General features: G+C 30.5%; 21 protein-coding genes and 1 pseudogene. 18 read left to right on the top strand and 4 right to left on the bottom strand.

The window, feature by feature from the left end; translation table 11 throughout:
* Positions 1–8: 8 nt before the first annotated feature.
* From DOK76_RS09495 to DOK76_RS09555, 12 genes and pseudogenes are all read left to right on the top strand, one after another.
* Positions 9–1,820 carry a polysaccharide biosynthesis protein gene (locus DOK76_RS09495; RefSeq protein WP_206967235.1) on the top strand — a complete coding sequence of 604 codons (1,812 nt, stop codon included), beginning with the start codon at positions 9–11 and terminating at the stop codon, positions 1,818–1,820.
* Positions 1,821–1,822: 2 nt separating this feature from the next.
* On the top strand, positions 1,823–2,428 hold the full coding sequence (locus DOK76_RS09500; protein WP_206967155.1) for a sugar transferase: 606 nt from the start codon (positions 1,823–1,825) through the stop codon (positions 2,426–2,428).
* Positions 2,429–2,455: 27 nt separating this feature from the next.
* Positions 2,456–3,298, top strand: a complete 843-nt coding sequence (locus DOK76_RS09505) for a glycosyltransferase (protein WP_206967156.1) — start codon at positions 2,456–2,458, stop codon at positions 3,296–3,298.
* Positions 3,299–3,359: 61 nt separating this feature from the next.
* Positions 3,360–4,493, top strand: a complete 1,134-nt coding sequence (locus tag DOK76_RS09510; RefSeq protein WP_206967157.1) for a CDP-glycerol glycerophosphotransferase family protein — start codon at positions 3,360–3,362, stop codon at positions 4,491–4,493.
* A 43-nt stretch (positions 4,494–4,536) separates the two neighbouring features.
* Positions 4,537–5,634: a glycosyltransferase gene (locus DOK76_RS09515; RefSeq protein WP_206967158.1), complete on the top strand. Its 1,098-nt coding sequence runs from the start codon at positions 4,537–4,539 to the stop codon at positions 5,632–5,634.
* A 102-nt stretch (positions 5,635–5,736) separates the two neighbouring features.
* Positions 5,737–6,706 (top strand): annotated as a pseudogene (locus tag DOK76_RS09525) (EpsG family protein).
* A 35-nt stretch (positions 6,707–6,741) separates the two neighbouring features.
* Positions 6,742–7,611 carry a LicD family protein gene (locus DOK76_RS09530; protein WP_206967163.1) on the top strand — a complete coding sequence of 290 codons (870 nt, stop codon included), beginning with the start codon at positions 6,742–6,744 and terminating at the stop codon, positions 7,609–7,611.
* The gene (locus DOK76_RS09535) at positions 7,604–9,046 is read left to right on the top strand and encodes an oligosaccharide flippase family protein (protein WP_206967164.1); all 1,443 of its coding nucleotides are present in this window, start codon (positions 7,604–7,606) and stop codon (positions 9,044–9,046) included. Before DOK76_RS09530 ends, DOK76_RS09535 begins: the two co-directional genes overlap by 8 nt.
* A 54-nt stretch (positions 9,047–9,100) precedes the next feature.
* Positions 9,101–10,867: an NTP transferase domain-containing protein gene (locus DOK76_RS09540; RefSeq protein WP_206967166.1), complete on the top strand. Its 1,767-nt coding sequence runs from the start codon at positions 9,101–9,103 to the stop codon at positions 10,865–10,867.
* 1 nt (position 10,868) lies between these two features.
* Positions 10,869–11,795: a DMT family transporter gene (locus DOK76_RS09545; protein WP_206967168.1), complete on the top strand. Its 927-nt coding sequence runs from the start codon at positions 10,869–10,871 to the stop codon at positions 11,793–11,795.
* A 15-nt stretch (positions 11,796–11,810) separates the two neighbouring features.
* A complete protein-coding gene (locus tag DOK76_RS09550) occupies positions 11,811–12,497 on the top strand; it encodes an NTP transferase domain-containing protein (RefSeq protein WP_206967170.1) in 687 nt (228 codons plus the stop codon).
* 160 nt (positions 12,498–12,657) lie between these two features.
* On the top strand, positions 12,658–13,596 hold the full coding sequence (locus DOK76_RS09555) for an LCP family glycopolymer transferase (RefSeq protein WP_206967172.1): 939 nt from the start codon (positions 12,658–12,660) through the stop codon (positions 13,594–13,596).
* An 86-nt stretch (positions 13,597–13,682) separates the two neighbouring features.
* On the opposite strand, the gene DOK76_RS09560 is transcribed toward DOK76_RS09555, so the two are convergent.
* The 4 genes from DOK76_RS09560 to DOK76_RS09575 form a co-directional block, all read right to left on the bottom strand.
* Positions 13,683–14,474 carry a glycoside hydrolase family 25 protein gene (locus DOK76_RS09560; protein ID WP_206967174.1) on the bottom strand — a complete coding sequence of 264 codons (792 nt, stop codon included), beginning with the start codon at positions 14,472–14,474 and terminating at the stop codon, positions 13,683–13,685.
* Between the two features lie 86 nt (positions 14,475–14,560).
* Entirely contained in the window at positions 14,561–14,773 is a 213-nt protein-coding gene (locus DOK76_RS09565; protein ID WP_206967175.1) for a DUF2922 domain-containing protein, read from the bottom strand.
* 14 nt (positions 14,774–14,787) lie between these two features.
* A complete protein-coding gene (locus DOK76_RS09570; RefSeq protein ID WP_206967176.1) occupies positions 14,788–15,000 on the bottom strand; it encodes a DUF1659 domain-containing protein in 213 nt (70 codons plus the stop codon).
* A gap of 81 nt (positions 15,001–15,081) precedes the next feature.
* Positions 15,082–15,579: a sigma-70 family RNA polymerase sigma factor gene (locus DOK76_RS09575; RefSeq protein WP_206967177.1), complete on the bottom strand. Its 498-nt coding sequence runs from the start codon at positions 15,577–15,579 to the stop codon at positions 15,082–15,084.
* A gap of 347 nt (positions 15,580–15,926) precedes the next feature.
* Between DOK76_RS09575 and DOK76_RS09580 the strand changes: the two genes are divergently transcribed.
* The 6 genes from DOK76_RS09580 (at position 15,927) to DOK76_RS09605 (ending at position 20,957) form a co-directional block, all read left to right on the top strand.
* Positions 15,927–16,691: a hypothetical protein gene (locus tag DOK76_RS09580; protein WP_206967178.1), complete on the top strand. Its 765-nt coding sequence runs from the start codon at positions 15,927–15,929 to the stop codon at positions 16,689–16,691.
* Between the two features lie 74 nt (positions 16,692–16,765).
* Positions 16,766–17,167, top strand: coding sequence for a glycerol-3-phosphate cytidylyltransferase (gene tagD / locus DOK76_RS09585; protein WP_206967179.1), 402 nt, complete (start codon positions 16,766–16,768; stop codon positions 17,165–17,167).
* A 162-nt stretch (positions 17,168–17,329) separates the two neighbouring features.
* Positions 17,330–18,244: a UTP--glucose-1-phosphate uridylyltransferase GalU gene (gene galU / locus DOK76_RS09590; RefSeq protein WP_206967180.1), complete on the top strand. Its 915-nt coding sequence runs from the start codon at positions 17,330–17,332 to the stop codon at positions 18,242–18,244.
* An 840-nt stretch (positions 18,245–19,084) separates the two neighbouring features.
* Entirely contained in the window at positions 19,085–19,363 is a 279-nt protein-coding gene (locus DOK76_RS09595) for a hypothetical protein (RefSeq protein WP_206967181.1), read from the top strand.
* A complete protein-coding gene (locus tag DOK76_RS09600; RefSeq protein ID WP_206967183.1) occupies positions 19,360–20,076 on the top strand; it encodes a WxL domain-containing protein in 717 nt (238 codons plus the stop codon). The genes DOK76_RS09595 and DOK76_RS09600 overlap by 4 nt, the downstream gene beginning before the upstream one ends.
* A gap of 23 nt (positions 20,077–20,099) precedes the next feature.
* On the top strand, positions 20,100–20,957 hold the full coding sequence (locus tag DOK76_RS09605) for a WxL domain-containing protein (RefSeq protein ID WP_206967185.1): 858 nt from the start codon (positions 20,100–20,102) through the stop codon (positions 20,955–20,957).
* Positions 20,958–20,975: the final 18 nt, after the last annotated feature.

Genomic DNA, 20,975 nt, shown 5'->3' on the forward strand with positions numbered 1-20,975 from the left:
CACTTAACTTGACAAACCCAGTCGCGATTATTTTATTAGTCGACTCATTAGTCATTATCTTCGCAAGTTTAATTAGTAACGTCTATCTAGGCGCAATGATGAGTGTCTCAAGAAGATATATGGTGTTTGCACTGGTCATCCAGTGGGCACTATATATCTTATTTGGGAACCTTTTTAATGTATTCAATCGAATCAATCGCTATACTAGCATCAGTTCCTTGACAGCTATTTTTTCAGCTGTGACATTATCAAGTGGAATTGAGCTCTTATTTTTTATGTGGCGTAAAGTCCCGTTTGCAGATTTAAACCAAACAATTTCTTCGTATTTTATTTCATTACTACTTATTTTAAGTAGTCGTATTGTCTGGCGAATAATTGTTGAATATCAAATAGCGAAAAAAGAAGAGCAAGGTTGTGAGATGGAAAATGCCTTTATTATTGGGGCAGGTAAAGCAGGAGAGTTGCTGTATAACTCCATGAAAAACAATTCAAGCAAAACTCATCTCGATATTAAAGGGTTTATCGATGATGATATCAATAAATATAAAACAGTCTTAATGGATCAAAAAGTATTAGGTTGTATTGATGATTTACCTAAGCTTGTTAAAGAATATGATGTGACTGTCTTGACAGTAGCAATCCCTTCAATGACAGCAGAACAATACGAGCATTTATTAGACGTGGTCAATCCACTGAATGTTAAGCTTTATACAATCCCTTCATTAGAAGAGCTAGCAACTGGTAAAGTCTCTGTGACAAAATTCAGAGAGATTGACGTTGTGGATTTACTTGGACGAGATGAAGTGAAGCTAGACATGAACACTATCCAAAATCAAATCGCTAATCAAGTGATTTTGGTGACTGGAGCAGGTGGTTCTATTGGTTCAGAGATTTGTCGTCAGGTGATGAATTTTTCACCTAAAAAGTTATTATTACTAGGTCATGGTGAAAATTCAATTTACTTGATTGAAAAAGAATTGCGACAAAAATTTGCTGAAAAAAATACAGAGATTGTTCCAGTAATTGCTGAAATCAGAGATGAAAAGCGTATGGAAGAAGTTATGAGCACTCATAGACCAGATATTGTGTATCATGCAGCAGCCCATAAACATGTTCCCTTAATGGAGTACAATCCATCAGAAGCACTAAAAAATAATATTTATGGGACTAAAAACGTAGCAGAAGCAGCCTTAAATAATGGGGTGAAGTCGTTTGTAATGGTCTCAACAGATAAAGCAGTGAACCCACCTAATGTGATGGGAGCGACTAAACGAGTAGCAGAGATGATTGTAACTGGTCTTAATGGAAAAGGCAGTACGAAGTTCTCGGCTGTTCGTTTTGGGAATGTTTTAGGAAGTCGAGGCAGTGTTGTACCGTTGTTTAAAGAACAAGTGGCTAAAGGTGGGCCCTTGACTGTAACAGATTTTAGAATGACAAGATACTTTATGACAATACCTGAGGCAAGTCGTTTAGTAATCCAATCAGGTGCCTTAGCTAAAGGTGGCGAAATCTTTATATTAGATATGGGTGAGCCAGTCAAAATCTATGATTTAGCTAAAAAAGTCATTAAACTAAGTGGTTACACTGAAAATGAAATACCAATCATTGAAACAGGGATTAGACCTGGTGAAAAATTATATGAAGAGTTGTTAGTTAGTAAAGAACGCTCAAATGAGCAGGTACATGAAAAAATCTTCGTCGGAAACGTCAAAGGCTTCAGCTATGAAGAAGTCCTAGAAAAGGTTGCTTCATTACCAAAGAATGAAGAAGCATTAGCAAGAGAGCTTGTGTATTTTGCTAACAAATCAAGTGAGGAGTAATTATGTACGAAAAAGGATTAAAACGAGTGATTGATTTTGTATTGGCTTTTGTAGGTATTGTTGTTCTTTCTCCAGTCTTAATTATGTTAGTCATTGCTATTAAGCTGGATTCAAAGGGACCGGTTATCTTTACTCAAAAACGAGTAGGGAAAAATAAGAAGTTGTTTAATATTTATAAGTTTAGAACAATGAGAATAGATACGCCAAAAGAAATGCCAACACATTTATTAGAAAATCCCGATTACTTTATTACTAAGGTAGGGAAGTTTCTAAGAAAAACAAGTTTAGATGAATTACCTCAGTTATTTAACATCTTAAAAGGTGATATGGCTGTGATTGGTCCTCGTCCAGCTCTATGGAATCAAGAAGATTTGATTAGTGAGAGGGATAAGTATGGGGCTAATGATATTAGACCAGGATTAACAGGTTGGGCACAAATCAATGGTCGAGATGAACTTGAGATTGATTATAAAGCACAACTTGATGGCTATTATGTAGAAAGAGAAAGTTTACTAATGGATATCAAGTGTTTCTTTGGAACTATCGTATCAGTATTTAAATCTGATGGAGTCGTTGAAGGTGGTACTGGAGGTAAAAAAGATAACTAATAATAAAAAAGAGGTGTATTAATAATAATGAAATATGAGAAATATTCAGTTTTACTATCTATTTATCATAAAGAAAAAGCGGTTTATTTAACTGAGTGCTTTAAAAGTATATTAACTCAAACTGTTCAGCCAGATCAAATAGTAATAGTCAAAGATGGACCAATTACAGAGGAACTAGAATTCGTAGTAAATGATTTTATTAAAAAAAATAAAAAAATTAATATAACAATTGTTGAAAATAAAACAAATTTAGGCTTAGGTAAAGCATTAAATAAAGGACTAAACTATTGTGTCAATAATTTAGTTGCGAGAGTAGATACAGATGATATTAATAAAGAAAACAGGATGGAGTTACAATTAAAAGAATTTTTATCCAATAAAAATTTATCAGTTTGTGGAAGTAATATTGAAGAATTCGATGATAATATAATGAATATAGAGTCGATTAGAAAGGTGCCAGAAACACATCAAGAAATTTTCCGAGAATCAAAATCCAGAAATCCAATGAATCATATGACTGTCATGTTTAAAAAATCTGATGTTATAGCTTCAGGAAGTTATGAAGATTTTCCTTACTTCGAAGATTACTTTTTGTGGGTAAGAATGTTAGTCAATAAATTTGAGTTTTTTAATATACAAGAATCCTTGGTATATGCAAGAGTCGAATCTAATTTCTTTGAAAGAAGAGGTGGCATTCAATACTTTATTAAGGAGTTGAATTTTCAAAAAAAATTAAAAGAAATGAAATATATTTCAACCATTAATTTTATAAAGAATATTCTATTGAGATGTTTACCTAGATTACTACCTAAAAAAATGTTGAAGTATGTATATTTAAATTATTCAAGACTCAAACCACGTGTGATTTAAAAACAATATCTTTATGAACAGGAGTGAGAGTATTCTGAAAAAAAAAATAATAGTTTTTTTTATGAGACCTTTAAATCTAATTAATAAAATTCTACCTAAAAATAAAAAAACGATTGTGCTGTATTCGAATTTAGGATTTAGAGATAATGTAAAGTATCTGTATGATTATCTTATAGAAAATGGCTACAATGAATCTTATAAAATCGTTTGTAGTGTTGACGATTATAATGAGTATTCCAAATTAAAACCTAAAAATACTCTTTTTATAAGTAATAAAAGAGGGTTAGTTTATTTCTTAACTTCAAAATATTTTTTTTATTGTTTTGGTAAGTATCCAATATATCCTTCTAATAAGCAAATAGTTATAAATTTATGGCATGGAATGCCTTTGAAAAAAATTGGTTTACTTGAAGAAGTAAATAGACAGAATAAGTATGACTACTTTTCATATGTATTGAGTACTTCAACTTATTTTTCAAGATTTATGGAGGGGGCTTTTGGTTGTGATAATGAAAGGGTACTCGTTTGTGGACAACCAAGAACTGATCGTTTTTTTTCAGAAATTGAATTTGATAGTAGTAAATTATTTCAAGAAAAATATAAAAAAATTTTTTTGTGGATGCCTACATTTAGATTTTCTGAAAAATTGAATGTGATAAATTCTTCGGATAGTTCAAGTAACGGATTACCGTTATTTAACTCTATTGAAAATTTAGGATTGTTAAATGAAAACTTGATAAAATTAGATTCTTGTATAGTTGTCAAATTACATCCTATGCAGACAGAGTTGTTAGATTTAAAAGAACGATTTTCAAATATTTTTTTTGTAAATGAAAGTTGGTTAAAAGAAAACAATCAAGATTTGTATAGTTTAGTTAGTTATTCAGACGCTTTAATTACGGACTATTCATCTATATATTTTGACTATTTGCTATTAGATAAACCAATTGGATTCACGTTAGATGATATTGAGGATTACAAAAAAAATCGAGGTTTTATAATAGAAAATCCATTAGAGTTAATGCCAGGAGAAAAAATCTATACGAATGAAATGTTTTTAAGTTTTTTGACTTCAATTTGTTTAGGTGAAGATAAATATAGATTAGATAGAAATAGACTAAATAATATTTTAAATACGTATAATGATGGTAAAAATTGTGAGAGAATTATTAAGTTTTGTGGAATAAGCAAATAGTTCAGGTGAGATGTTCTTGAGCTTGCGGATAAGGAGGATATTCATGACCAAAGTTTTGCATGTGTTAGGCTATATGCCTGTTGGAGGAGTAGGTTCATTGTTGTTAGGATTAAAAAAAAATATTAATGATGATATCGAAATGGATTGCTTATTGTTTAAATCATCTAAAAAGTCTAATTTTTCTGAAGAGTGGACTAGGCTAGGTGGAAAACTAAAAATTATACCTTTTGAATTAAAAGTTAGAAATTATTTTAAAATTAGAAAATATATAAATGATTTTTTTAAAGATAGTAATTATGATATCGTTCATTTACATTCTCCTAATCTTGGATTTATTATTTTTCCTATATCAAAGAAACATAATGTTAGAATTAGAATTCTACACTCTCATTCAACAATACATTCTGAAAAAAAAATACGGAATTATCGAAATAGCATTTTAGTAAGGCTAGGTAATAGAAAAGCTAGTTATCGTGTAGCTTGTAGTCAAGATGCGGGAGATTTTCTATTTTCAGGAAAAGAATTTCTTTTTTTACCTAATGGAATAGACGTTAAAAAATTTTTATACTCGAATTATACTCGTAAAGTAATGAGAGAGAATATTTCTGAAGATACAAAAATAATAGGAATGATTGGAAATTTAACCCCTATAAAGAATCAACAGTTTATTTTAAAATTAGCACCTCAATTATTGAAAAAAAATAGTAATATTAGTTTTTGGTTTATCGGAGAAGGAATAGATCGAAACAAATTAGAAGAATTTGTTGAACAACAACAACTATCAGAAAATGTAAAATTTTTAGGTAGAAGAGATGACATATCAAATCTATTACAAGCAATTGATATTTTTGTAATGCCGTCTGAATATGAAGGATTTGGTATATCTGCGATAGAGGCACAAGCTGCAGGATTACCTTGTATTGTTTCTAAAGGTGTTCCAAATGAAATTAAAATATCTGATTATGTAAAATTTATTTCATTAAAAGATACAGAAAAATGGATAAATCAATTAGAATTCTTTTTATCTTTGAATATTTGTAGAGAAGAAATCAATTATCAAATAGAGCAATCAATTTATAATATAGAGAATTCTACACAAATATTAAAGAATTATTATTTAAAGTTAATGGAGGAAAACTAAATGTGGTTATACACATTAATGCTTGTATGGTTTGCTTTTTTAGATGTTATATTAAATCCGAATCTAGATAAAAATAGAAAAAAGATATATATTTTTTTCTCAATGATTCCAATTATTTTTTTTAGTGCAACGAGGTCTATTAATATTGGAAATGATACAATTACTTATCATAATCTTTATTATTGGAGTCAGCAATTTTCGCTTCAGGAGTTTATTTCAAATTATAGTAATAGATGGGAAGTAGGCTTTTTATATTTAAATAAATTTTTGTCTCAAATTTCAGTGAATCCACAATTGATAATAATTGTTTCTAGTATATATATATATTCTATAATGAGTTGGTTTTTATATAAATATTCAAAAAATGTTTTTTTTAGTTTATTTTTATTTNNATATAAGACAATCAATTGCTATAGCAACATTGTTAATAGCTTTTGATTTTCTGATTCATGATAAAAAAATAAAATTTGTAATAACTGTGTTAATAGCATATTTGTTCCATACAACAGCAATTATTTTTTTATTTGCTCTAATAATAAAAAAAATTCCGATAAAAAAATCAATACTAATCTTTGTATCGATACTGTCTACTTTCTTATTTTTAGTATGGAAAAGAATAATGCCGATTATTAATGCGTATTTGCCTATTAAATACCAAAATTATCAAAATACTACATATTATCTAGAAGCAGGAAATATGGCTAATTATTTTAATTTTTTAGTTGTACTATTTGTTACAATAATTTGTCTGTATGCATACTATAAAAATGAAAAAGAAATACTAAAAAATGAAAAACTTGCGAAAATATATTTTTACTTCCCAATATTATCATCATCTTTAGCTTTATTAGCGACCCAATTTGGGATGTTTGCTCGTGTTCAATATTATTTTTCTTTCTTTTTCATTATTATAGTTCCTAATATGATAAACAAATTGCTAGTAAAAGAAGAAAAAATAATAATTTATTTTGTCACAATTGTTTTATTCATAATGTATCATACTATTATTTTAATATTAAGACCAGAGTGGCAGCATGTATACCCATTTGAATTTTTTTGGCAAATTAATTAAGAGAAACTAGATTTATTGATAGAAAGGATAAAAAAATGAATAATATTGATGAAATGTTAGAGTTATTAAAATCAGAAGAATTAAAAATATTAAAAGAATTTCATAAAATTTGTGAGGAAAATAAATTAAAGTATACAATTGCTTTTGGGACTATGATTGGTTCCGTAAGACATCAAGGTTTCATTCCATGGGATGATGATATTGATGTAGTTATGCCAATAGAAGATTATAAACGATTTAAAGAGTTATCTACGGATAAACTATCAGATAAGTATTTTTTACAAGATTCAGAGACAGATCCTGGGTTTATTTATCCTTATATGAAAATAAGATTAAATAATTCCTGTATGGTGAATCCATTATCAAAAAAATACAAATACAAAAATAAAGGAATTTATATGGATATTTTTCCAGTAAATTACTTACCAAAAAATAAAATTGTACAAAAATTTCAAAAATATTCATTGACAATTATTGGCCATATAATAACAACATTTTGTTTTGAAACAGTTAAAATGGGAAGAACGTTCCCTCAGAAATGTGCAAAATTATTGCTATGGATTTTTAATAAAGTAATACCTTACAAGGTATTACTTTTTATGCATAATAAAATTGTTTCTATTGGAAAGAAAGAAACAGCTAAGAAGTATTGTATCTATTGCTCTGAGGAAATGGGGTTCATGGATAAATATACACTTGATTTAGATTATTTTGAAGATAGAATATTACTGCCTTTTGAAGATTCTAAATTTTACATGCCGAAAAATTATGATGAAATTATGACTCATATTTATGGGGATTACATGGCCATACCAAAAGAAAAGAAAACACATGGAATTATATTTGCAAGTAATAACATGAATTATGAGGAGTTTTTGATGCGAAAAGGTAATGAAAATGGCTAGATCGGTAAGATTTAATGCGTTTATAAGAACAATTATGAATTTAGTGAATATTTTAATACCTTTATTAGCTGGACCATACTTGGCCAGGGTTTTGGATGTGAATTTATATGCTGAATATAACAGAGCGCTAGCTATTGTTGCATGGTTTTTACCATTCGCAACATTAGGAGTTTATAATTATGGAATAAGGGAAATAAGCAGAGTAAAAAAAGATAAAAAGAAAGTAAATTTTTTATTTTCCGAGTTATTTTATATCAGTGTAATATGTACTATTCTAGTAACTTTGTTGTACTTATTAACAATTAAATTTACGATATCAAGTGAAGTTAAAATTATTTATTATATATTCTCGATACAAATTATAAGTCAGATGTTTTTTGTTGAATGGATGAATGAAGCTAACGAGAATTACATGTTTATTTTTTTGAAGACAACAATAATAAAAATATTGCAGTTAGTCAGTATTTTTTTATTTGTAAAGAGTAAAGATGACATTGTTATTTTTGCGATTATTACAACTCTGAGTATTTTTTTTAATTACTTAATAAGTTATATATCGATCAGAAAAAGTGTTGAACTAGTTTTAGTTCCATGGTCATCTATTGTTAAAAGACTTAAACCGTTATTAGTAATGTTACTATTGATGAACGCCAATATGTTGTATACATATCTGGACAGATTATTTTTGTCGTTTACAACAACAAATACTATTGAAATATCTTACTATCAATTTTCATTATCTATAGTTTCTTTAATTACTCAAGTAATAAACTCGATAATAATAGTTAGTATACCCAGGTTATCAAAGTATTTGACTTCGGGTAAAAATAAAGAATATTTAACATTGTTAGATAAAACTGCTCATCTGTTTCTATGTCTAGGAATACCTTTATGTTTAGGGATGGCAATAATGTCTAAAGATATTATTTATATGTATAGTGGAAGCTCTTATCTTGCTGCTGCGCCCACATTAGCACTATTCTCTTTAAGAACCTTACTTTGGCTAGGTGATCGTATATTCGCAGGACAATTATTGTTTATTCATGGATATGAAAATGAGTTGACCAAAATCTATTTGAAATATGGTATGTTAAATTTATTATTTAATATTATTTTACTAGTACTAGGAAATAGTAGCGCATCACTTTTTATAATAACTACTATGATTGCTGAGTTATTTTTACTAATTGATGAAATATTACTCTCAAAAAGAAAAGGTATCGAATATAATATAATTTTTGATCATAAAACAGTTGAATATGTTTTTAGTGGTGTTATAATGGTTTTATCTGTTTACTATATTAGGAATAAATACATTAATGTGTTGGAGTTGTCATTTGAATACTTTTTTAGAGTTTTATGTGTAGTTTGTTTTGGGGTTTTAATCTATTTCCTTTCGATTTATCTACAAAGGAAAATAAAAACTGTATTTTAATATACAGTTTTTTTTAAAAATATGTTGTTCAAAATAAAGTTGAGGTGTGATGAAATGAACGTTGCTGAGAAGTTGATTTTGCAAATTTTATTTGAGAGAGGTTTAATCACTCAAAGAGAAATCTCTGATTATTCAAGTTTTTCACTTGGAAAGGTTAATAAAATAATAAGAAAATTAGTTGAAAAAGAACTGATTTTAAATTCTAATGAATTAACACAAAAAGCAAAAGATATTTTTGAAAATAGTAAAGTTGAAAATGCAATAATTTTAGCTGCTGGTCCAGGGATCAGAATGATACCAATTAATTCAGAAGAATCAAAAGGTTTATTAGAAATTAACGGGGAAAAATTAATAGAACGTCAAATTATGCAATTGCATGAGGTAGGAATAAAAGATATCACTGTTGTTGTAGGATATAAAAAAGAGAGTTATGAATATTTAATTGATAAGTATAGTATTCAGTTAGTAGTTAACAGAGATTATTTAATTCGGAATAACCTTTTTTCTCTATCACTTGTAAAGAATAAAATTTCAAATACATACATTATACCTTGTGATGTATGGTTTGATAGTAACCCGTTCTCTAAATCAGAGATTTGTTCTTGGTATATGATTAGTGATGAAATAGATAGAGAAAGCCAAGTTAAAGAAAATGTAAAAAAAGAACTTGTCCATGTGAAAAAAAATGAATCTGGTAATAAGATGATTGGTTTAGCATATATTAGTAAGGATATATCCATGGAAATAAAAAAAAGGTTATTACAATTTACGCAGTACGAAGAAAATGATCAATTATTTTGGGAAGAAGTCTTATTTGAAAATAGTAAAATGATAGTACCGTCAAAATTAGTACCAAAGGGTACTGCTGTTGAAATAAATACATATGAAGATTTAAGAAATTTAGATAGTATGTCAAATAATTTAAAAAATAAAACATTAGAAATAATAGCAACAGAATTAGGTACTTCTGTAAATGAGATTTATGATATTGAACTACTAAAAAAAGGGATGACGAATCGCTCGTTTATTTTCAAGAATAATAAAACAAAATATATTATGAGGATTCCAGGTGAGGGAACTGATAAATTAATAAATAGAATAGAAGAAGCAAGTATATATAGTTCTATTAAATCAACAAATATTAGTGATGAGTTGGTATACATAAATCCAGAAACAGGTTTTAAACTTACAAAGTTTATAGAAAATGCAAGATGCTGTAATCCAGAAAGTTATGTCGATATAAAAAAATGTATGGATTTTTTAAGGGGATTTCATGAATTGAATTTAGTTGTTGATCACGTATTTGATCCTTTTGAAAAATTAGAGTTTTATGAGAAGCTATGGTCTGGAGTACCTTCAGGATATTCAGATTATATTAAAACTAAGGAAAATGTCATGAGACTTAAAAAAACTTTAGAATTTTTACCTAAAAAAATAACACTTAGTCATATCGATTCAGTGCCAGATAATTTTTTATTCTATGAAAAAGATGGTATTGAAAACATAAAATTAATTGATTGGGAATATGCAGCTATGTGTGATCCTCATATTGATATTGCTATGTTTTGTATATACTCAATGTTTGAAAAACAACAAGTTGATGAAACAATTAACTTATACTTTAATGGTATGCAAACCAATAATGAGAAAATAAAAGTTTATTGTTACATATCTGTCTGTGGATTATTGTGGAGTAATTGGTGTGAATACAAGAGAAACTTAGGTGTAGAATTTGGAGAGTATTCGCTTCGACAGTATAGGTTTGCCAAAGATTACTTTAATTATGTAATTGATGAAATAGATTTGGAGGTAAGTAACTAAAATGGGGAAAAAAAATGGAGTATTTTTTGGACTTTTTAGTGGAATTCTTTGGGCTCTGGATACAATATTAATGGGAATAATATTAAATAATAGTGTTTTTAAAGACTATGTTTTTGTTGCTCCTTTTATTGCTACTTTTTTACACGATCTATGTTCAAGTATTTTTTTACTTGTATATAACATTATTTGTGGGAGAATAGAACTTTTAAAAGATCTATTTAATAAAAGAAGTAGTTTAATAATTGTTTTTGCAGCGATTTTTGGAGGTCCACTAGGAATGACTGGCTATATTTTATCAATTAAATATATAGGGGCCAGTAATACAGCAATCATATCTGCAATGTATCCTGCAGTAGGAATGATAATTAGTTATATATTTTTGAAAGAAAAAATAACAAGAAAGGGATTGCTAGGGTTAGTTTTAGTAATTATTTCGACAATGATTCTTGGTATGTCAGCTTCTGAGGAACCTAAAAATTTGTTGTTAGGTTTATTATTTTCAATGTTTTGTGTTTTTGGTTGGGGCTGTGAAAGCGTGATTATTTCTTATGGTTTAAAAGAAGAAATATTACCTGATATAGCTTTACAAATAAGACAAGGAGTTTCAGCTATTGTTTATGGTATACTCATAATACCGATTTTTACTGATTATGGGGCAATTTTTTATGTAGCCTCTTCTAATTTAATGTGGTTGTTAATTGTAACATCGATAGCGGGGAGTGTATCATACTTGTTTTACTATCGTGCAATTGATAAGTTAGGACCTGTTAAAGCAATGGGGCTTAATATAAGTTATTCAGCTTGGGCTGTAATACTTGGGTTATTATTTGGAGGAAGCATATCTATTTTACAACTAATCCTATGTATATTGGTTATCACAGGATCTCTATTATCTACGGATAGTTCTAAAGAATTACAAATAAATTAATAAGGTTGGGGAAAAATGAATGCAATAATTTTAGCAGCTGGTTTAGGATCTAGATTTGGTGAATCATCAAAAAAACAACATAAAGCATTATTATTGATTGAAAACAAACCAAATATAGAAAGAACGATAGAATTTTTATATGAATCTGATATTGAAGAAATAATTATCATTGTTGGGCATCTTGCAGAAGAATTTTTATATTTAGAAGCTAAATATAAAAAAGTAAAACTAATTAAAAATGATTTTTATAAAGAATATAATAATTTATATAGTTTTTCACTATGCTTAAATTATTTTGGAAATAGTTACGTAATCGATGCTGATACAGTTCTAAAAGAAAACATTTTTGAAAAAAGAGAAAAGAGTTGTTATTTGACTATACTTAGGGAAGAAGAAAACAAAGAATGGATACCAATAACAAATGAAGTAAATAAACTAACTTCAATTGAGATAAGTGGAAGAAAGGACTATTCTTTATCTGGGATTTCATTTTGGACAAAAAAAGATGCGAATGTAATCATAGAAAATTACCAATTGTATTTGAATAAAGATCGTTTTATGGAAAAATCATTGTACTGGGATAACATTCCGATAGACCTTTTAGATAAATTAGATGTTTATAATGTTAAATTAAAAAATGATATTTTATATGAAATGGATAATTTAGAGGAATATCATAATATTTTAAAAAAATTTAAATAGCTATTTAGGATGATTTTTTTGCAATTAGAAAGATGTATGAACATTAATTATTATGGATTTTGTGGTCTATGAGAACAAAGAACAATGGATTTTATCTAAAGTACTCATAACAACTGTATGGTAAAATAGTGTGACAAGGTTATAAATTAGGAGATGACTTATGGAAACAAGAGGAAATAGTAGAAAGAAAAAGAAAAGTCCATTAAAGAAAATATTGATTGTGTTAGCAAGTTTGCTACTTATTCTATTACTAACAATTGGTGGATTTGCGGCGAAGACGTATTTTGATGTTAAAAACACAGCCAATAAAATCAGTAAACCAGTTAAAGGTAGAGAAAAATCAACAAACGTTGAGACAGGTAAACCTTTCTCAGTGTTGTTACTAGGACTAGATACAGGGGATTTTGGTAGAGATGATGTAGGACGCTCGGATACGATGTTAGTAGCGACAGTGAATCCTAAAGATAAAAAAACCACTTTGATTAGTATTCCTCGTGATACACGTATGGAGATGGTAGGTCAAGGGACGGTAGAAAAAGCAGCTCATGCCTATGCTTACGGTCAAGAAAAAATGGCAATGGATTCTGTAGAGAAATTTTTAGATATTAAGCTAGACCATTATGTGTCGATTAACATGCAAGGGTTTAAAGATTTAGTTGACGCAGTAGGTGGCGTTGAAGTAACGAATAAGTTTGAGTTTAAACAAGAAGGATTTACCTTCCCAGCTGGTAAAGTAACATTAAATGGCGAGGAAGCTTTAGCTTATACGCGTATGCGTTACGAAGATCCAAATGGTGACTATGGTCGTCAAGTGAGACAACAAGATGTGATTAGTGCTATTGGTGAGAAAGCTTTAACCTTCTCAGGAGTGACGAAGTACAAGCAAATACTTAACGCCATGGAATCTAATATGAAAACTGATTTGACTCCAGATGAGATGTTTAAAATCGGAAAAGACTATCGCAGTTCTTTTGGAAAAATCGATCAAGAAACCTTACATGGTAATGGGGAAATGATTGATGGCTTATCTTATCAAGTTGTACCTGATGAAGAATTAGCACGTGTTCAACTTTTATTAGATCAACAACTAGGAGAGTAAGATAAGGGTAGGTCAAAAGTCGCTTTTTTCTGAGTAACTAGTAAAACAAAAAAACGATTAGCTGATGAAAGCTAATCGGTTTTTGTTTATTCTATTTTATCCACATAATCCTTATGAAGTGTAACAAATACCTCATGATGATTATAGTGTAGACAACCATGCGTTGTTGTTTGGGTGTGGCGTATACTTTCAATAGCAATGAGGCTGCTTTTGGAAAACAACAAGCCAGTATCTTTTTTGAAGGCTTCATCAGCTTTGACGATTAAGTCTTTTAGTACTTTAAATCGTTTGCCTGTGGTGTGGTAATGAGTTGTTTCTTCAGAGGACACTTGGGCGTATTTTCCCCAAGCGTTGATGTCACCGTAAAAGTGATTCGTATCATAAGGGCTACTGGTGTATTGCCACATGGCATATTCTGTCCACTGAGTGAGCTTTGGTAGGTTACTGGAGTATTTAGCCACCCATAGACCGTAATCACTCTTAATGACTTCTTTCCAGTCCTCAGAGTTGGCATCACTTTCATTCATGTAGATGAGTGGCTTAACCCCTGTCTTGTCAGAGACTTCATCGAGAAATTGTTTGGCTTTTTTTGCCCCAACTCGCCCGTAGTCTTCATAATCAAGAGCCAGTAATGCTTCTCCAATAAAAGGGGAGGCGTGTGTTAGAAAAAAGTCGACTTGTTCAGTGATGGGACTCGTATCTAAAAAGTGATAGAGACCAAAAGGCTTGTTTAAGTCTCGTGCTTGTCGGATAAAATCAAGAGCAGCTTTATCTTCAAAGTAGTTGCCTTCTGTTAGCTTAAAGATAAAAGCATCTGCTGCGAGGGTGGAAAGGTCAAGTCCTTGTTGATGGTTGGATAAATCAATGACTGTTAGCATATCTAATCTCCTTTAATGTTAGTGAAAAGGCTGAGAGAGAACGAGATGTTCTTCTCCCAGCCTTTTAGTTTGTTTACCTGAGTGAGTTAAAATAGATCTGTTACGATTGTTTCGGTGTACTTCGCAGATTTTGTTTCCACGTACATTTTGTCACCATTCTTTTCAAAGACGTCAAGAGCAACGATGCCGTCCATCACTTCTTTGACTTCTTCAGCACTCAAGTCTTCTCGAGCAACTGTGGGTCTTAGTTGTGCATTTTTTCCTGCTTCATTTAAAAAGGTCATTGTTAGTTTTTTCATTGGTCATCTCTCCCTTATTTAATATTAATACGTTGTTTTTCGACTAACATCACGGTGTTTAAATCTTCTTCTGTTGGTGCTAGTTGGCCCATTAACTTAGCGAAGTTACCGATGCTATCTGTTGAGGCACTTTCTTGAATGTTTCCTAGACTTTGCTTACGTGCTTTGTTTTCTCCGACTGGGCTATAAATCAACTCTAATTTTTTACTTTCAAATACTGCTTCCATGTGTGTCACTTCCTTTAAGTTTTTTGTAAGTGGCGCGTCTTACACTACTAGTAACGAAGTGAAAAGCCAAAGTGTCCACTTTTATTTTAAAAAAGCTAAACTTTTTAAAGCAACCTTGTCACGCCAGTTGTAAACAGTCTGACGAGAGACCTGATGTTTTTTGGCAATAGCGCTCATTGTTAGCTCGTTGACATAAGCATCTTCTAAAAATAAAGCTTCTTGTTTATTGAGTTTTGGAGTTAGCTGAGCAATAAAGTCCTTGATCTCGATTAAATCCTCTTCAGGTGAAGCCGGTAATTCATTTAGCAGTGTTTCTTGATCGTCATGAATGAGCTTGTCTTGATGGGAGATATTTTTTCTGATTTCATCAGTGATTTTCCAGTAGATACGCTGATAGACATAGTTGTGAAAGGCATCCAAGGGTTTACCTGAAGCAACAAATGAGCGATGAGTATCAATTAAGACCCAGCGAGCTATTTGCAAGTAATCTTCAAAATCAGGATGGTAATGAGTGATGTGGCATTTTTTTAAGGCACCAAGGATTAAGACATGGTGTTGTTCTAATAGTTCGTTTTCCATATAGGGAACTCCTCAAGTAGTTAGATTGGACTGGCCAGTCAAGAAGGAGTATAGAAAAATAGAAGGAGCTAAACAAATTTAAAAAAATAACAAAATGAAGGCAAAATAAATGAAAATAGCTGTTATTAATGGTTATTTAGTAGAGTAAGCTAGATTTTTTGCTTGTTTGCGTATTTTTTCGTCAAGAGAGCATTTATTTCTTTAGTTACACGGTAGTAAATAAGTGATACATTAAAAAGTTCGTAAAAGGGGATTAAAATATTGGATGTGAAAACTAATCTATGGTAATATTTTTTATTGTTAAGCGTTTTCAAATAGATGGATAAAAAAACAGAGAAGGTGACTAAATGTGTTTAGAGCAAGACATTCGTGACAAGTATGTGGCATTAAGAGTTGGAAAAGAGATTAAACTATCCGAGTTGGTTGAAAAATGTTCAACGGGTTGGATTTATAAAAGTAATGTCAAGTTGGATCATCAATTAATGTGTATTATTAGTATGAAGAATCATGAGGAGTATAATTCTCTCGTCTTAAGTGTCTCTCAGCCACCTGTTGTCACCAAAGCCACCAGCTCAGAGTTGATAGAAGCCAACCGTCATTCCAGTGACGAATTTAAACTAACGAAAAAAATACTTGATTGTGTCTATGGTCAAAAGCAGTATCTCTACCCGCACATGTCTAGTGAACATGTCATAGCACCATTAGAAGGTGAGTCAAAGGGAAACGTTGACTACATCAATGTCTTAGCAATAGATAGAATCAGTAAATTTAGTGAGTATCAGACAGTGATTAGCTTTTGCAATGACCTAGATATTATCGTTCCTAAAAGTCTGTCTTGTGTGGAAAAAAGATTAGAAAGATACCTGCAACATTTTGTGAGTTATCATTATATCAATGGCCTAGTCAAAGAAGATGAGTCTGGATCTGGTTTATTTAGTCAGTGGCAAGGCTCTTACTATGAAGGAAAAGAAGAGTTAGTTAATGAGGCTATTTGGCTCACTCAGAAGAGTAAAAAAGAGATCGATAGTTTGAAAAGTGTTTATGCTTTGTTAAAGAGTCATTCACCTGAAGAGATCAATACCTTGATTGATGACTTTTATGACAATAAATGAGAATCTATTTCTTTTTTAGGTAGTCTGTGATACTTTATAATTAGAGTTTAATAAATAAAGGATGGAATTTAACTATGAGAAAAGTAATCACATATGGTACATTTGATTTACTACACTATGGACATATTAATTTATTAAGAAGAGCAAAAGAACAAGGGGACTACCTGATTGTTGTGTTATCAACAGATGAGTTCAACTGGAATGAAAAGCAAAAGAAATGCTATTTCTCTTATGAAAAACGTAAGATGTTACTTGAAGCAATCCGCTATGTGGATTTAGTTATCCCTGAAAATAACTGGGATCAAAAAATGACAGACATCGAAGAATTTAAAGTAGATGTGTTTGTTATGGGAGATGACTGGAAAGGTAAGTTTGACTTTGTCAAAGAAACTGGCGCTGAAGTTGTTTACTTAGAACGTACACCGGAAATTTCTACCTCTCAAATCAAAAAAGATTTAAACGATAAAAAGATTTAATGATATACACAACAATTTGTCTATTAAAAGGATGATTTGTTGTGTTTTTTAGTATATGAAAAAGAAAAAAGGGTATTCTTACCAAATATTGATAAGTATGGTAAACTGTAGAAAGTTATGTTTATTATGAAAAAATAAAAATGAGTTAAGTAGGAGATAATTATGCAAAAAGTTAGAAAAGCCGTTATACCAGCAGCAGGATTAGGAACAAGATTCTTGCCAGCTACAAAAGCAATGGCTAAAGAAATGTTACCAATTGTGGATAAACCAACGATTCAATTTATTGTAGAAGAAGCCCTTGCGTCAGGTATTGAGGATATCTTGATTGTGACAGGTAAAGCGAAACGACCAATTGAAGATCATTTTGATTCAAACTTAGAGTTAGAGATGAACTTAAAAGAAAAAGGAAAAGATGATTTGCTTCAATTGGTAACGGAAACAACTGGCTTAAATTTGCATTTTATTCGCCAATCTCACCCGTTAGGATTAGGTCATGCAGTTTTACAAGCAAAATCATTTGTGGGCAATGAGCCATTTATCGTAATGCTTGGGGATGACTTAATGGAAGATAAGATTCCTTTATCAAAACAATTAATTAACAACTATGAAGCAACTCATGCGTCAACCATTGCTGTTATGGAGGTTCCTCATAAAGATGTGGATAAATACGGCATTATTAATCCAGGTGAAGAAGTAGAAAAAGACTTGTTCAACGTGATTAATTTTGTAGAAAAGCCAAAAGTAGAAGAAGCTCCAAGTAACATGGCTATTATTGGTCGTTACTTATTAACACCAGAGATTTTCGGTATCTTAGAAAACCAAAAACCAGGTGCAGGAAATGAAATCCAATTAACAGATGCCATTGATACATTAAACAAAACACAACGCGTTTTCGCACATAAATATACAGGTACCCGATACGATGTAGGAGATAAATTTGGCTTCATGAAGACAAGTTTAGAGTATAGTTTAAGACATCCTCAAATTAAAGATGACATGAAACAACTTATCTTAGATTTAAGTGATGAGATTCGTGAGAATGAGAAAAAAACTTCTAAGAAAAAAGAAGACAAATAAGAAAATACTAATAAAAAAACATTGTTATTTTTTTATAACGATGTTTTTTTATGGCTTTGAAACTCAATCTTAAGAAAAATTTAGATATTTTTTTGTCTTTTTTTTTGAATATAAAGAAATCATAATAGACAATTTAGGAACAAAATAATAAAAAGAGAGCTGTTTAAAAGAGATAAAAATAATGGGATAATGTCTTTAATTATTCATAAATTTTAAGAATAAAACACGTTTATGAAAAATATATATAAAGATTATTTAATGACTATTTTGACACGTAGGCTTTATTTAATCGAAATATTTGCAAGAAGAAACTTATTTTTTAATCTATTATTCATTAGCAAAATCTGTTAAAGTAACTATAACGTCTATTTTTTTTAGATAATACATCGTTATTATCTGAAAAGGGACTTATTTTTGCTTTAATGCCTAAAAATGTTTTTTAAAGTTGTTAATACTACTTATTGTTTGTTTCTGTTCTTCAAGTTAATTGTTTTGAACATGCATCGTCCTGACCATGTATGTTGATTTGTTGAGATGAGTTATCTGTGAAGAAGGGAATAGGTAAAAACTATTTTTAAAAAGATGTTCGAAAATGGATTGATTACTGATAGAATAATTATTAGGATTTTTAGGCGACAACTAGGCTAATTAATTATCAATAGATTATCGATTTATTGATTTAGTTAGATAAAAACATCGTAATAGAGGAGGAGATTAGGAAAGGGATCTATGTAGAAGATACTAGTTATTATCTACCTTGTTATGTTGTCTTGTTCAAAAAAGGTTATTTTAAAAATATGAACATAGTTCATCTAACTAGTAATTGTAAAGGAGGATAATATGAAAAAAATAGTTTTATGCTTGTTTATCTTAGGAATAGTAGGAATGTCATCTCATGTAACTGCATCTGAAATGAAAAGTGAAGTAGGGATTGAATTTAGTGAAACAATTAAGGATCCACCTAAAAAAAGATTACCAGATACGGATTCTCCTAAATCGTTTTTACCTAAAACAGGGGACGTAAAAGGAGAGTCAATAAAATATTCTTTTATAGGGTTGGCTATTCTTGCTTCAGTGGTTTTATTTCTAAAGGTAAATAGAAAGAGAGGAGAGATATGAGAAAAAAAAAGAAATCACTTTTTTTACTAGGGACTGTGTGCATGTTGTTCAGTGTTCAAGGGCCAGTTACCTCTGCTGTGACAAGTGGTAGTGTAGGGCTAAAGGGGAATACACAACCTGATATAGCTGTTGACCCAAAAGATGATCAAGAAATAGATAACGATAAGGTACCTACTGAAGGTCCATATAGTTTGTCATATGTTTCTGATTTATCCTTCGGAAAACATGTTATACCTGAAAAGGAAACAAGCTATTTCGCGCACAATGATGTTGTAAAGATTAAAGAAACACAAAAAGAGAAAGAGGTTCAAAATTTTATTCAAATTTCTGATATGAGTGGCTCCCAAAGTGGTTGGAAGTTATATGTGTCTTCTTCAGATACATTATCGAGTGGTAAAAGCTCTATTGATGGTGTTTCTTACAGTTTTAATCATATTATTGTTCGACCTATACTATCAGATCACAATGAGTTTCAATTATCGGATAATTTATATACGCCTAGTCAACCAATTAAGATAGTAAGTTCTTCTAATCAGCAAACCTTGATTGCTGAAGCAAAAGGGATAGAAGGACAAGGAAGATGGCATGTATTATTTGGTAATAATCTAAATGAGGGTAATAAAAGTATTTCAATGACGGTTCCAAAAGGAGCTGTGAAAGAAGCTGGCGTTTATCGTTCAACACTTGTGTGGGATTTTACCAACGCGAAGTAATTAAAATTGAGGAGGTTTTAAATTTGAAAAAAGTATGTATAAGTCTATTAATGTGTAGTGTTGTTTTAACGTCCTACGGGGTAGTAAATTCGGAGGCAGCAACACGAAATGCTAAGACAATTGGAGATATCACGTTTACAGAAGGTGGCGGAGAAAATGAAGTAGACACACCTGACCCTAACCCGGATACTTCTCCTGATAAAAAACCAGATCCAAATCCAGAACCTGTTCAAGATGGAGATGCTGGAAAAGGTGCATTGAAATTTACTTATTTACCTGCCATACATTTCGGGATATCTGAGTTGAATGCTCAAAATATAAGTTACTATTATGCCGAATTAATGGAAAGAAATTATGGAGATCCAGCTCAGAATGGTGATTATCCAACATTCTTGACAGTGCAAGATGTTCGTGGTGGAGCTAAGGGATGGAAAGTGTCAGCAAAACATGATGGCAAATTTATCAATAAGGCAGATACGACAGATGTGTTAAAGGCAAGAATTCAAGTCAATAATGCTAATATCCATACAAATACTTTTACAGAAGCAGCAGACATTGCAAAATACAAGCCAACGTCTAAAGTAACGGCACAAGGTAATGACTATGTGACAATTTCTAGTGATGCTAGCCAAGAAGTTGAATTAATGGTGGCTCCAATGGGAACTGGTTATGGGAAGTGGTCTCAAGGATTTGGAGCAACTAACAAACTAACAACTGGTAAAGGAAAAAATGGTATTGAGGATACTGGAAAAGTAAATTCAACAAAAGTAAATCGTAATTTAGGTGTTCGTTTAGAGTTTCCAGCTCAAGTAGCGCAAACAGATGTAGCTAAAAATAAGTATGAGGCGACCATTGTTTGGGGATTAAGTGATACATTATAAAATTTAAGGAGACAAAGA

The sequence above is a fragment of the Candidatus Vagococcus giribetii genome (assembly GCF_017316185.1).
Lineage (GTDB): Bacteria > Bacillota > Bacilli > Lactobacillales > Vagococcaceae > Vagococcus > Vagococcus giribetii.